12 protein-coding genes and 3 pseudogenes are annotated in these 13,541 nt (G+C 60.3%); 9 read left to right on the top strand and 6 right to left on the bottom strand.

From position 1 onward, the window contains the following. Nucleotides 1–59: 59 nt before the first annotated feature. Both BMON_RS09115 and BMON_RS01390 read left to right on the top strand, forming a co-directional pair. Nucleotides 60–445, top strand: a pseudogene (locus tag BMON_RS09115) (transposase); the annotation flags it as partial. A 134-nt stretch (nt 446–579) separates the two neighbouring features. Further along, nucleotides 580–951, top strand: a pseudogene (locus BMON_RS01390) (transposase); the annotation flags it as partial. A gap of 40 nt (nt 952–991) precedes the next feature. On the opposite strand, the gene BMON_RS01385 reads toward BMON_RS01390, so the two are convergent. Further along, nucleotides 992–1,618, bottom strand: coding sequence for a hypothetical protein (locus BMON_RS01385; RefSeq protein WP_033513739.1), 627 nt, complete (start codon nt 1,616–1,618; stop codon nt 992–994). A 234-nt stretch (nt 1,619–1,852) separates the two neighbouring features. Beyond that, nucleotides 1,853–2,806, bottom strand: coding sequence for a type IV toxin-antitoxin system AbiEi family antitoxin domain-containing protein (locus tag BMON_RS01380; protein WP_033513737.1), 954 nt, complete (start codon nt 2,804–2,806; stop codon nt 1,853–1,855). Between the two features lie 137 nt (nt 2,807–2,943). On the opposite strand from BMON_RS01380, the gene BMON_RS01375 reads away from it, so the two are divergent. Both BMON_RS01375 and BMON_RS01370 read left to right on the top strand, forming a co-directional pair. Beyond that, entirely contained in the window at nt 2,944–3,828 is an 885-nt protein-coding gene (locus BMON_RS01375) for a replication protein RepA (protein ID WP_152595831.1), read from the top strand. Between the two features lie 60 nt (nt 3,829–3,888). Further along, nucleotides 3,889–4,350, top strand: coding sequence for a hypothetical protein (locus BMON_RS01370; RefSeq protein ID WP_033513736.1), 462 nt, complete (start codon nt 3,889–3,891; stop codon nt 4,348–4,350). A 97-nt stretch (nt 4,351–4,447) separates the two neighbouring features. Here the strand turns inward: BMON_RS01370 and BMON_RS10630 are convergent, their stop codons facing one another. Continuing rightward, nucleotides 4,448–4,573 (bottom strand): SEC-C metal-binding domain-containing protein, encoded by a 126-nt coding sequence (locus BMON_RS10630; RefSeq protein WP_202805429.1) that lies wholly within the window; start codon nt 4,571–4,573, stop codon nt 4,448–4,450. Nucleotides 4,574–4,608: 35 nt separating this feature from the next. Between BMON_RS10630 and BMON_RS10625 the strand changes: the two are divergent. The 3 genes and pseudogenes from BMON_RS10625 to BMON_RS01360 form a co-directional block, all read left to right on the top strand. Beyond that, nucleotides 4,609–4,743, top strand: a pseudogene (locus BMON_RS10625) (IS30 family transposase); the annotation flags it as partial. Between the two features lie 287 nt (nt 4,744–5,030). Then, nucleotides 5,031–5,576 (top strand): hypothetical protein, encoded by a 546-nt coding sequence (locus BMON_RS01365; protein WP_033513734.1) that lies wholly within the window; start codon nt 5,031–5,033, stop codon nt 5,574–5,576. After that, nucleotides 5,573–5,875, top strand: a complete 303-nt coding sequence (locus BMON_RS01360; protein ID WP_033513732.1) for a transcriptional regulator — start codon at nt 5,573–5,575, stop codon at nt 5,873–5,875. Before BMON_RS01365 ends, BMON_RS01360 begins: the two co-directional genes overlap by 4 nt. Before the next feature lie 220 nt (nt 5,876–6,095). On the opposite strand, the gene BMON_RS01355 is transcribed toward BMON_RS01360, so the two are convergent. Continuing rightward, complete coding sequence (locus BMON_RS01355) at nt 6,096–7,172, bottom strand: IS30 family transposase (RefSeq protein ID WP_034885197.1); 1,077 nt, start codon at nt 7,170–7,172, stop codon at nt 6,096–6,098. A gap of 188 nt (nt 7,173–7,360) precedes the next feature. Between BMON_RS01355 and BMON_RS01350 the strand changes: the two genes are divergently transcribed. Together BMON_RS01350 and BMON_RS01345 are read left to right on the top strand one after the other, a co-directional pair. Next, nucleotides 7,361–8,419 (top strand): alpha/beta hydrolase, encoded by a 1,059-nt coding sequence (locus BMON_RS01350; RefSeq protein WP_051917713.1) that lies wholly within the window; start codon nt 7,361–7,363, stop codon nt 8,417–8,419. 310 nt (nt 8,420–8,729) lie between these two features. After that, nucleotides 8,730–10,763 (top strand): AMP-dependent synthetase/ligase, encoded by a 2,034-nt coding sequence (locus tag BMON_RS01345; protein ID WP_033510949.1) that lies wholly within the window; start codon nt 8,730–8,732, stop codon nt 10,761–10,763. A gap of 192 nt (nt 10,764–10,955) precedes the next feature. Here BMON_RS01345 and BMON_RS01340 read toward each other — a convergent pair whose 3' ends face one another. Beyond that, complete coding sequence (locus BMON_RS01340; RefSeq protein WP_033510951.1) at nt 10,956–12,008, bottom strand: GTPase Era; 1,053 nt, start codon at nt 12,006–12,008, stop codon at nt 10,956–10,958. Beyond that, entirely contained in the window at nt 12,005–13,453 is a 1,449-nt protein-coding gene (locus tag BMON_RS01335; RefSeq protein WP_033510953.1) for a hemolysin family protein, read from the bottom strand. Before BMON_RS01335 ends, BMON_RS01340 begins: the two co-directional genes overlap by 4 nt. Between the last annotated feature and the right edge of the window lie 88 nt (nt 13,454–13,541).

Below are 13,541 nucleotides of genomic sequence, written 5' to 3'. Positions count from 1 at the left end.
GCGTGCGGTGCCGGTGCCGTGGGCCCGTCCAGGCAGCGGGTCCACTGTTGTTCGAGGCGATGGTCGTGGAGCCGGCGAAAAGCCAGCCGGTCGCGGACATAGCCGGGCAGGTCGGCGAACATGACACGGGATCGTGGCGGTTCATCAGACATTATGTGGACCAGGCCCGCCTGTACGGGGATCACACGGGCGTGGAGGCGATCGGCATCGACGGGACCAGCCGCAAAGGCCACCGGTACATCACCGTGCTCGCCGATCCGGCGGAGCGCAACGTGATCCGCGTGGTGCCCGGCAGGGACGCGAACACCGTCAAACGGTTCGCGTTGGATTTCATGGACCACAACGGTGACCCGAACCGGGTGCCACCGGTCACCTGCGACATGAGCCCGGGGTTCGCCCAGGCATCCGCGGACACCTGCCCAACGCCGCCAAGGTGATCGACAAGTTCCATGTGATCAAGCACGCCAACGAGGCCGTCGACAAGGTCCGCAAGACGCAGGCCGGGCGCAACCCCCCTGCTCAGGCGCACGGAATACCCGTGGCTGCGCAACGAGGAGGGCCCGACCGGGCTCCAGCTGGAGACCCAAGCATAACCTGCAGGAACAACGGGTCAGGACCGGACGCGCCTGCCGGATGCGCGGGACCCTCCAGGACATCCACGCCACCAGCACGAGCCGGATGCAGGCCGGAGCCGGGTTCCGGACATGGTGCTCGTGGGTGATGCACTCCCGTCCGGAACCCATGAAAACCCTCGCCCGCCGGATCCGTCGTCACTGGCGGGACATCCTCACGTATTTCGACCACCGGTGCACCAACGCGATCCTCGAGGGATTGAACGGCATCATCCAACACATCAAAACCCGAGCCCGCGGCTTGCGCAACATGGACCACTTCTCCACGATGATCCACCTGACCTGCGGCAAGCTCGACCTGGCCACCGTCACCATATAACCAGCCCACCCACACCAAACAGCGAAAGGCCAAAATTTTTCTACATTTCATTGAGTATGAGTGTGAGAAGATCCAGCATCATGGTTTTCGCGTCTGTAAAGTCTATGCGTTCTTTGACGGGGACCAGGGTTTCGTTCACTGTTTCGTATTCTTCCTGGTACTGGTCCTCGTACATGGTCACGTCGTTCATGAAGCCGGCGAGATCTTCCTTGGTGACGGCGATGTCTTCCATCAATGTGTTGAGGAATCTGATTTCATCGGCATTCGTCAACTGGGCTTGCAGCTCGGTCCGCGCTCGAAGAATTGAGGCTATATCGAACATGTCCTTGGTCCTCAGGCTCTTTCGGACGTTTCCCTTTCCAGGGTGCGCTGTCAGGTAGCGTGGGGAGTTCTCGCACAGGGACAATATCTTTTCGTAGACGATTCTGGTCAGTGACGAGACGGTTATGGTGACATCCTGTGAATCGATGGTGGTCAGGTGGAACATGTTGTTGTTGAGCGATATCTCGATGTCGAGACCCTTGTTCTCGCCAAAGCGTCGGATCGGACTTTTCGTATTGTCTTTTGCGTTGGATCTTTGACTGGCGATGCTGGCGGTGATTTTTGTCAGCCTTTCAGGCTTCGTTCCGGAGGGAAGATGCGCTATCTTGGATTTGCGCACTTCCATGCCGGAGTCGTTGAATTCCTCGGTAAGGGCATCCTTGATCAGGTCCAGCTGCCGTTCGGTGATCGTGTTCTCGCTGACATATAGGGTCTATGTCCTGGGATGCTCGGTGGCTGATGTTGTAGGCGATCAGTGCCTGCCCGCCGTGTAGTGCGATCTTGCCGGCCAGTTCGTCTATTGAAAATAGAGCGTGTATTGCCTTCTCGATGATCTGCTGATTGTCGAGCTCTGTATCGCTCATTCGGATTCCAAGCCTTGCGGGTAGTAGATTCCGATATCCGGGTCGAGTAGTCTGCCGTGCATGTTCTTTTCCAGATAGGTGGTGAATCCTTTCCTGTCTGGTCGTGACCTTTCCTTGACCAGGTTTTTCTGCTGTTCGGAATAGCCCGCCCTGTCCATGTAGAACAGGATGTTCTTTTCGTAGGGGAACAGGTAGTGGCCGTTCTTGAGCAGCTGCATCATCCTGAGTATCTTCAGGGTTTCCCTTGCCCTGCGGAACGCGTCGAGCACCTCGCCCGCCCCGCCGGCGTAGTTCGTCTTGACGGCGCATTCGACGAGGGTCTTCTCGACGCCGCTCACGGCTATGCCCGAGGGAGCGTGGGGAGCGGGAACCTTGGTGATGCCGTTGTCGATTTCGGCGGACTTCTCCAGAAGGTAGACCTCGTGTGTGGTGCCCTCGTGGTCAAAGGTGTAGATGTTACGCGTCATCCTCGCCGGAATGGAAAACGCAGAATCAAGCTGTTCCTGCGTCAGTTCGCCCGCCTCATGCGGCGGGTTCTTGGCTTTCGTCCGTCTGCTCTTGACATAGATGGGTTTGGGAACGTTCAACGTCAGCCCGTGAAGGTACAGGGCGGAGTAATGCGAGACATACGCGTGGGTGGAAAGGGACAGGGCTATGGCATAGGGCGAAACCGGCTGGCTCCGGGGTATCAGTCTGACGACTTCCTTGCCATCGTATTTCCTGACCAGTCGAAGTTCCCTGAACAGACCCTCTTCGGGAGAAAGAATGTACCTCGTGAATTCCGACAGCGTCACCCGCTGCAGAAGATAACCCTGGTTGCGAAGCGCGTCGTAGACTTTCCTGATCGAAGCCGGAGCCAGCACGTTGTTGAAGGTGGCGCTTTCCGACATCACTGCGACAGGAACGTCCTTCGCCTTGACCCTCTTGTAGAACACGTATGGCATGACCATTTCTCGATGGTATCTCATTTCTGGAAGTTGACAAACAAATAAAGTATTGATAAAGTATAAATACTTTATCAATCCCACAACAATAACAACATACCAATGATTCGTAGGCAAAACGCCGTAAATTTGACATAAGGCACTTGGTCATCTACAGTATAAATACTGTAGATGACTCGGGTGGTTGCGGTTCACTTCTTCACTGTGCGAGCTCTGCAGAATTCCTGAGCCATTTTCCGTTGCCGCCAGAATTTCACCCGCGCAAACTGCAGATGAAGACAGCCACACACTTCTGTATAAAAAATGAACGTCTCTTTGACTGCACATATCACATAGTCAATAAAAAGGATGGGGAATCACATGGCTACAACTTCGTTGTGGCAACAAAATATGACATCGACTGGCTTCGGAATGAGCCACAAGAAAATTCTCTGTTCCAGAACACGGTGAGATTCAGTCAGGAATACATCAACTATCTTTGCGATTCCCCAGTGCCGGTGGATCTTTCCATGATTGCTTCGCTCAACTCTCCGATGAGTCTGGATGTGTATTGGTGGCTTGCGCGTCGGTACAGCTATCTGCATGAGCGTCAGAACGTTACCTGGCGGCAGTTGGCTGCACAGTTCGGCAGTACGAACGAGCTTCGTGGGTTTCGCCGTTCCTTCAAGCATGCCGTCGCCGAGGTGCGGAGGGTGTATCCGCAGGCGAGGATCACGTGCGGCAGGCAGGGTGTGACGTTGTATCCGTCCGAGACTTCCGTGACCTCGACCGCGCAGACGCGGCACTTGGAACATGTGGAAGTCAGATCCCAGAAGAGCCGGGAGAAGATAAATGCCCACTGGTTCTCGGTGACAGCGAGCACCGGCAAGGGCGAAGTGTACGGATCTCTGGAAGCGTTCAGCACTACGGACGCGCAGATGCACCTGGACGGCTCCGTGGGATTCTCCGAGTGCCCTGTGTGCGCCTTTGATGAGAGAAACCGCGTGAAGCACGGCCATGCTCCCGCCGTGAACGTGAGCTTGTTCTAATGGAGGCCTAGCGGTGCTGTTGCTTATGAGTTCTGCCATCGGAGGTGTCATAATTTTATTATGAGCACTCATAGCTATTCATTTGCCGAGGCGATGAAGGTCGTCAACTGTTCGGAGTCCACGCTGCGCAGAAAGCTTCAGAACGAGGGTCTCAAGCTAGGCGCCACAAAGGGTAGGAGAGGCTGGGACATTCCTGTGACCGTGCTGGAGGCCATGGGGCTGGTCGATACGGTGAAACCTGCTGATACCTCTCAGGTGACACCGACTGACACCTCGAGGATGAATGAGATGAAGGTTCGGATCGCAACCCTGGAAGAGCGATGCAAGGGACAGGACTTGCTGCTGGCTGCCCTGCGCGAGCAGCTAAGTGACAAGGACAGGTCCATCCGACTGCTGGAGGCAAAGCCGAGCGATGATCTTAGCCGGGAGGCGGAAGCGCAGGATGCAGATCCGATGATTGAGAACAACGCTGAGGGTAATGCAGGTCCCAAAGGCTTTTGGAAAAGGGTTTTCGGGAAATAGCGAACACTTCTGAATACGACTACTTAGAGTGCAGAGCAAGTAGAAAATTAGGTTGACGACGGAAGTCTCAAAGTGCGTGAATGCGAACGTTTTGCTCTCATATGTTTTTTCCGTGGCACATCTTGTATTTCTTACCGCTGCCGCATGGGCAGGGTTTGTTCCTGCCTATCTTATCACTCAGGTCTATGTGTGTAGAAGCCGTCAAGTCCTGTGTTACGGCCACGCATTTGACTTGCAGTGTCTCGCGTTCGATAACGAGACAGTCTGCAGGCGATCGTCAACGAGATCAACAACCGGCCCATGCGCCTGCTCGGCTACCAGACACCCGCCGAAGCCTACCAGCAGGAACTGCTAAACTTACCCCACCAGCCACAGTGTTGCACTTCAATCTAGACAACGGGGAGCACATAGCCTCCAGCGGTGGGTTCGGTGGATGTCGATACTTGTTTAACCTGCGTTGCAGGCTCTGCCGCTTGGGCATGCAGTTCTGATCCTGCCATGACGAAAACTAAGGCCAGGGCGAAGGAGAACAACACTGTTCCCACACGATAAATTGAACGCAACATATGCATGAACCTCTTTCTTCCAACAACGGTTGACGAGAAACCCCCTCATCAAGTTCTCGATTAAGAACTGTACCTTACTTTGCACCAATAACAGAATCGTGTATACTTGCCAACATGGATACTATTAACGATATTACAACCGATGACGACACCCACGACATCAGCACAGCGACACCGGCAGAGGCGAGGGAACTCCTCAAGCACAGCGGTGATGCCAGTGGCTTCATGCCGTACCGGGAGATCCGGTCGTACGGATGGACGGTCGCCTGGGTCTCGAGCGTCCAAGTCCTATTGTTCCTGACGCTCGGTGCGTGGTGGTCTGTCTCATGGTCCTGGAACGGCATCATTTTCCTCGGCATATGTGCGGTGCTGCTGTCGTTTTTCGCGGTACGCAGCGAACGCAATCACCGTCACATTCTGCCCCGTGGCAGCAAGCATCTCGAGCGTATCGTGTTGGGTTGGAGAAACGTACTCCTAGCGATAGGCTGCGTGCTGCTGGGCGCGGCGGCGTCGAGTGCCGGTCTACCCGCGTCGTTCAGCTCGACAGGGAGCAGGGGTCTAGGTTGGATGGCGTTGGTGGCAGGGATCATCTGCGCCGTCGGCTGTGCCTGCCGTCTAATCTTCGCGGTTCGACTCCTAGCAAGTAAGCGAACCGCATGAATCTCTCAGACGATCTGCAAGATTGGGACAGAATCATTCTCTCACCACTGAGATTCACGATTATGTCGCTGATCAACCAAGCTGACGCGGTCGGCTTCGCGGACATTCGCAGAGCCGCGCAGACCACTCCACAAACACTGAGTAAACAGGTCACCATCCTCGAAAACGCTGGATATATCAACGTCAGCAAGATTGCCCGCGGCAGACGCATACTCACCGAAATCAGCGCTACCGACGAGGGGCGGCGGGCATTCAAACGACAGATCGACATCCTCAAGCACATCGCCGACGCCCGCTAATCGTATGCATGCTACATCCTGCCCCTTGCATCAAACTCATGAACATCTCCGAGCAGAGCCATCATCAGAATGACCAGCCTGAGCGCCGATGCCCTATCGTATCGGCGCGGATAACGGGGTTTACTCATCGGCCTGCCGTTTTTGCGCCCAGGAGGCCAGTTCGGCGCGTCACAATTCAGACTCTATCATCACCACTGACTGCAAGCTTCAACCCCGTTGTCTAGATTGAAGTGCAACACTGTGGCTGGTGGGGTAAGTTTAGCAGTTCCTGCTGGTAGGCTTCGGCGGGTGTCTGGTAGCCGAGCAGGCGCATGGGCCGGTTGTTGATCTCGTTGACGATCGCCTGCAGCTCGTCGGCCATGTCCGGGGTGATTCTGCCGCCTTTGGGCAGGTAGCGGCGTAGCATGCCGTTCCTGTTCTCGTTGCTTCCGCGCTGCCAGGAGCTGTACGGGTCGGCGAAGTAGGTCAGCATGCCCAGGGCCTCCACGGGCGTGGAGTGGCCGGCGAACTCGGTGCCGTTGTCGTATGTGACGCTCCGGCGCGCCGGGGCCGGCAGCGGCGAGAATATGCCCAGTTGGGCGACGATGGTGCCGGCCGCGCCCTTGTCGGGGATGATGCGGGCCTTGAGGTATCGGGTCCTGCGTTCGACCTCGGTGTGCAGGTGGCAGCCGACGCTGATGACGCTGTCCGCCTCCCAGTGGCCGAACTCCCCGCGGTCGCTGGCGCATGCCGGGCGATGCCCGATGCCCACGCGTAGGCTGATGGGCGAGCCGTGCACGCGCCTGCCGCCGCGTTTCCGGCGTCTGCGGTGGGCGCGCGGCAGGTACTGCGCCCATTGCCCCCGCAGCGCCTGCGTGGAGTGGATCCACCGGTAGATGCTCTCCGGGCATACGCGCATCAGCGGGTCGTCCGGGTACTCGCCGCGAAGCCTGCCCGCGACGAGCAGGGGCGTCCACCCCCGGCGCAGCCGGTCCGTGACGTACGCGAGAAGCCGGTCGCACGCCATGCGACGGGGCTTTCGCGCGCGCGTCCTGCGCGCGTCGGCCTTGCGCTGGGCGGGACCCGCCACGTAGTAGCGGCCGGTCCAGGGCCCCGTCTTCAGCCGTTGCGGCCGGTACGGCCGGTAGGATTCGTTCTGGTTGGACGGGAACCACGTGTTGCGCCTGATCTCGCGGCTGATGCTCGACGCGCTACGGCCCAGCATGGCGGCGATCGCCCGGACCGTGGCGCCGTTGCCCACCTGGATCTGGATGACCTGCCTTTCCTCCTCACCGATATGCGAATACACTCGTGACATGGGTGCGACACCTTCCTCCCGCGGAAACCTAGACAATCTCCAATGGTATAAGGTGTTGCACTTCAATCTAGACAACGGGTGGCCATCGGCTAGCATGGGAGACGCGGCGCGACGAGGACTGGTCGGGTTCCACGGGGCCGCGAATCCGCAACGGTAAGGCGGGGCATGTCTTCGGGGAAGGAAGCGTCATGGACGGGCATCACGGCGGATCTGGCCGGCACACGACAGGCGGCGTTTCGCTCGCCCGGGAATCCTCCCGGGATGTGGCACACCACTCCGTGTTGTCGGGCATCGTGACGACGACGCTGTTCGCCGTGGGCGCGGCATCCGTAGTCGCCATGGCCACCGTGGCCACCGTCGGTCTGGATGCGTTGCGCTCCATGGTGGAGATTCACCCGACTCCCGAACGTGGTCGGGTCTCCGGTCACGCATCGGAACGCAAAGCCGACGGGGACGAACGTTGGTTTCATCTCACCTGCCGGCACGTCTCCGTGGTCAGGCGCCCGGGGACGAGGCTTCATGCGGTCATGTTGGACCCGGACATGGCCGATCCCCCGGCGCACCGATATGTGATCTGTTGCCCCGACGAACTGCGCACCGGTCGTCAGGCGGCCGCGACGGCCCACCGTTTCGCCCGGATGGGAGCCAATGTGTTGGTGCCCCAATCGCGTGGCGACGGCGGCGTGCAAAGCCGGTACCGCGGCATGGGGCTTCGGGAGAGCGGCGATGTGATCGCCTGGATCGCCGAGGTGCTGGTGCACGACCCGCAGGCGCATGTCGTGTTGCATGGCATCTCGGTGGGCGCCGTAACCGCGATGATGGCCTGCCGGCAGGCTCGGCTGCTGCCCCGTGGCGTGGTTTCCGGCATCATCGTCGAGTCAGGGTTCGCCAACGCCTACGATCAGTTGATCTTCTCGATACGTCGGGGCCGGAGGTTGCCCGCGGTGCCGGCTCGGGCTTCGGCGTGCCTGGCCAACGCGCTGTGTCGTCGTCGGGCGGGATACGATCTGCGGGCGGTCGATTGCCTGAAGGCCTTACGAGGCAGCCGCATCCCCACGCTGTTCATTACGGCGGGGCGGGATCATGTCGTCGACCCACGCGACGCCGACCGCTTGTTCGCGGCATGTACGGCCGATATCAAGGAACGGCTGTTCGTGGCCGACGCCATCCACGGCGAGTGCCAGGAGGCCGATCCTCGGACCTATTGGACGGCGGTCCGGGATTTCCTCAGCCGCTGCCTGTGGTAGACGCTTGCGGTAGGTGCCTGTGGCAGGCGCCACTCATGTGCGCCACCGGAAGGATGCCTGTGAAGGATGCCTGTGAAGGATGCCAGTACACGAGAGTCCCTTGGCGGGCGGGCGGGTGCTGGTGCCGCCCTCAAACCGATTCGTGTCCCGCCATCCGCAGCTTGCCAGCCTCAGCGCCGTAGGCCATGACGGACGTCTTCCAAGGTCGCGGCGACGGATGCATTACGGTTGCGTAAGGTGACGCGGGCCTTGCGAGCGATTAGTATGTGAGGACTGAGTAGATAATTGTCGCAGGCCGAAGGAGCGCCCAGTGTCCGTAACGAAATCGTTTGAAGAAAAGGCGATGAACCTCACATGGAAGGCGTTGCGTCTGGGTGCCGGTTTCGTCCATCCCACCAGCGACGGCAATCCCGGTGAGCCCGATTACCCCGGTCCCGAAGCCACAGGCGATGATGGACAGGGTGATCTGCCGCATACCGACGACTGGGGTGCGGGGTTCCCGACCACGACATTCATCGATGACAAGTCCGGCCTCCTGACGAGTTCGACGCCGGGTGCCGACGCCATCGACGACGGTATGTCGATCTACGATCTCTATGCCGCACGCGCGCAACGGCGCGGTGACGATCCGTTGTACACGTATCAGGTCGGCGGGTCATGGGTCACCAAGACCGCCAACGAATTCCTCGCCGACGTCAGGGCCGTGGCCAAGGGGCTGCTGCACTACGGACTGGCCAAGGGGGACGGCGTCGCCTTCATGTGCCGTACCTCCTACGAATGGAATGTCACCGATGCGGCCGTCATGGCGTGCGGCGGGGTGCTTGCGACCATCTACGACACGGATTCCGCCGAACAGATCCGCAACATCGTCGACAATTCCGATGCCCGGCTGTTGATCGTCCAGACCACCGATATGCGCGAGAAGGCCGACGGGGCCGTCGAGGATTGCCCCACGCTTGAACGCATCATGTGCATCGAGACGGGGGCCCTCGACGAGCTCACGGCATATGGCAGCGGCGTGAGCGACGCCGTGCTCGACGAGCGCATCGATGCGATCAAGGCGAGCGACCTGTGCTCCATCATCTACACATCCGGTTCGACGGCGGCGCCGAAGGGCGTCGAGATGACCCACGGCCACTACTGCACGGACGCCGTGAACCTGTGCGACTATCTTCCCGACCTGCTCAAGGACAAGAACGGCAGCGTCTTGCTCTTCCTGCCTCAGGCGCATACCTTCGCCAGGGCGATCAACTACATCGTGGCCTGCAGCGAGCTGCGCATCTACATCGCCCAAGGCATCTCGAGCCTCATCACGGATCTCCAGGTCGCCCGACCCACCGTCATGATCGTGGTCCCCCGAGTCCTGGAGAAGATCTACAACGCCGCCTCGCAGAAGGCGGGGAACGGCATCAAGGGCATGGCGTTCGCCGCGGCCGTCGTCGGAGCGCAGCGGTACATGAAGGAACTCAGCTGCAACGGCAGCGCGCGGTCCCTGTCCCGCATGCGTCGGGCCGCCTTCGATCCCGTGGTATACCGTTCGTTGCGCGACGTACTGGGTGGCAGAGCCAAGTGGATCGTGACCGGCGGAGCCCCGCTCGACCCCGATCTCCTCGCTTTCTACCGCGGTGCCGGCATCCCCGTCTACGAGGGGTACGGCCTGACCGAAACGACGGCACCATGCGCTTTCAACCCGTTGGGCACACCGTTCCATGAGGGTTCCGTAGGTATCCCGTTCCCCGGATTCAGCGTCCGGGTCGCGAAGGACGGTGAGATTCAGGTCCTTGGCGCGGGGGTCTTCTCCCGGTACCACAAGAACGAGGAGGCCACGGAGACGGCCTTCACGCCCGACGGGTGGTATGCGACCGGAGACCTGGGCAAACTCGGGTACGACGGCTTCCTGTACATCACGGGGCGCAAGAAGGACCTCATCATCACCGCGGGCGGCAAGAACGTCGCACCCGGCCCGATCGAGGAGGTCATCCAACGGTGCCCGTTGGTTTCGCAGGCCCTGGTCCTCGGCGATAAGCGTCCGTTCATCTCCGCACTGATCACCCTTGATGAGGAGTCGTTGCGCCTGTGGCTCGACGCGCAAGGTCTCGATCACGACATGCCCATGGATCAGGCCGTCGATAACGCGGCGGTACGCGCCGCCGTGCAGCAGTACGTCGACAAGGCGAACGAGGGCGTCTCCCGTGCGGAGTCCGTACGCAAGTTCATCCTGCTCCCCGAGGAGTTCACCCAGGAGAACGGCCTCATGACCGCCTCCATGAAGGTGATCCGCCCCAAGGTCATCAAGCGTTACGCGTCGCTGCTGGCCACGCGGATGTACACGAAGCGCCGATAAACCCGGTACGCGACGAAGATAGACCGAAGATATAAGAAGACCCGCGGTTCCGAAGATTACATCCCCGAAACCGCGGGTCTTCTCGTATCTCACGCAGCTGATTGAAAGTCGTTCGGCATCCCAAGCGCGTGAAATCACGGACGGCCGGAATCCGAAACCTCTACAATCCCAAGACCTTGGAATCCGACCGGTTCAGAATCCCAGCCGTTCGAGTTGCTTGGGATCCGACTGCCATTCCTTCGCCACCTTGACATGCAGTTCCAGCTTCGCCTTGGCCCCTACGATGCGGTTCACCGCCGTGCGGAGCTTCTTCTTGACCTGCACCAGATGCTCGGCTCGGTGGCCGATGATGATCGGCTTCTGGGAATCGCGTTCCACGTAGATTGAGACCATGACGTGGGTTTTGCCGTCATCCGCCAGTCCCGCCTGGGTGCGATCCCGTGGTGATTCGATGTCGTCGACGACCACCGCCAGGGAGTGGGGCAGCTCGTCGTCGAGCTCCTCGAGGAACGCGCCGCGCACGAGTTCGGCGATCTGATCACCGGGACGCTCCTCCGACACCTGGTCCTCCGGGTACATCTGCGGGCCTTCGGGCAGGTTCCCCAGCAACACGTCGCGCACCTCGGTGAGGTTGTCGTCCTCCAGCGCGCTCACGGGAACCATGGCGGTGAAGTTCGCGAACGTATCGATTTCGATGAGTTTGGCCACGAGTTTGGGGCGCGACAGAGTATCGATCTTCGTCACGATCGCGACGACGGGAATGCTCCACCTCCCCTGCTGCTCGCTCTTGGCTGCCGCCTGAGCATCGCCATGCGATGACGTGCCCGTGGCGTCCCGGTCAGCCGTTTCTCCGCCGTCGTGGGGCCACGGACCTTTCCAGAACTGGGAACGCAGCCGGCTGAGGATCCTGCGGTCCCCCGCGCCGATCTCCTGGTCCGCGGGGAGCAGGAACGCGATGCCATCCACCTCGCTGAGCGATTCATCCACCACGTCGTTCAGCCGTTGCCCAAGGAGGGTGCGGGGCCGGTGGATTCCAGGCGTGTCGAGCAACACCATCTGGGCGTGCGGTGTGGTCAGGATGCCGCGAATGGCCTTACGGGTGGTTTCGGGACGGGATGACGCGATCGCCACCTGCGTGCCGATCAGGGCGTTGATGAGCGTGGACTTGCCCACATTCGGTCGTCCCACGACGGCGACGAATCCAGAACGGTATTCCTGCGTCGTGGTCGGTGTCGTATCGTTCATGCCTGCTCCTGCTGATGTGTGATGTGTTCGTGACGGCTCTGTTCCGGGTCGTCCGCACCGTGCGTCGCATCGGTGCCGCCATCGGGCCGCTTCGTGCCGTCATCGTGTCGTTCCCCGGGATGCGCGGGTTCGACGAGTATGGTCGACACCTTCTTGCGCCGACCCGCCGAATCGACGGCGGTCAACCTGAGGCCGCGCGTGACCGCGCTCATGCCGACCAGAGGAACCTGGCCGAGCAATTTCGTGAGCAGACCGTACACCGTGTCGACGTCGTCCTCGTCGATGTCGACTTCGAACAGTTCCTCGAGGTCCGCTATCGGCGTGCGTGCGGGCATGCGCCAGACATGCTCGCCATCCTGTACGGGCGCGGTGTGTTGCGTGTGGTCATGCTCGTCTTCGAGTTCGCCGACGATCTGCTCGATGGCGTCTTCGATCGTCACCAGACCGGCGATGCCGCCGTATTCGTCGACCACCATCGCCACATGCTGCCGCGTGCGCTGCATGACGTGGAACAGGTCATCGACGGGTTTGGACTCCGGCACCAGCATGGGCTCGCGGCAGATCGTGTCGACCGTCCTGTCCTTCGCGGCGAGGTTGAAGGCCGTGGCACGCACGGCGTCCTTGAGGTAGGCGATGCCGACGAGGTCGTCGACGCTGGCCCCCACCACCGGTATGCGTGAGAAACCGGAACGCGTGCACAGCTTGAGGAGGTCCTCGAGCGAGTCATCCCGTTCGATGCAGATCATGTCGGTGCGCGGGACCATGATCTCGCGGGTGAGCGTTTCGGACAGCGTCAGGACGTTGCGCATCATCTCCGAGACCTCGGGATCGAAACCGTTCGATTCCACAAGCCTGTCGATCATCGATCGACCCTGTTCCAGCTGTATCTTCTCGAGCTCCTCGTCATCGGAGAGGGAGGGACCGCCCTGCCTGCGCTTCGACGACTGTCGTCCGCCCGCCCTGGCGAAGGGAGTGAGCGCCACGGCCACGGTGACCAGCGTCGCATGGCGAAGCATGATATCGACCGGTTTGGAGGCCCCTGTGGCACGGGGGCGGACCAGGACGGAGATCACCGCAACCACGACGGCGAAGACGAAGCCGCTGGTTAATTCCGCCCATAGGGGCGCCTCGAACAGCGAGACGATGGATGAGACGAAGACACCGTCGAGCACGTTGCATGCGATGCGGAAGAAGGCGCATGACCCCGAGGTGGCGAAACGGTCGGCGATTAGCCGCTGCACCTTGTGGATGCGGTCGATTTTCTTCATATGAATGAATTGACTGGTCTGCGTATCGGTCTGCACGTCGAAGATCAGATTGTTGAGGCTTGCCCTCGTGACGCGCGACACCGCCCCTTCGGCGGCCGCCATCGCCAGCGACAGGCCCACCAGGGCCAGGGCCACTACCACAAGCAGGATGACAAGCGCCACGGTCATCGGATCCATTGCCACAATGCTCCACTTCTCCATATCATTGGTGATTCCCATTCACATCATACCGGGATTGCCGGGTTTCAGGTCTCAGCAGTTGCCG

The sequence above is a fragment of the Bifidobacterium mongoliense DSM 21395 genome (assembly GCF_000741285.1).
In the GTDB taxonomy this organism is placed as follows: Bacteria; Actinomycetota; Actinomycetes; order Actinomycetales; family Bifidobacteriaceae; genus Bifidobacterium; species Bifidobacterium mongoliense.
This window is presented reverse-complemented; position numbering and strand designations above follow the sequence as displayed.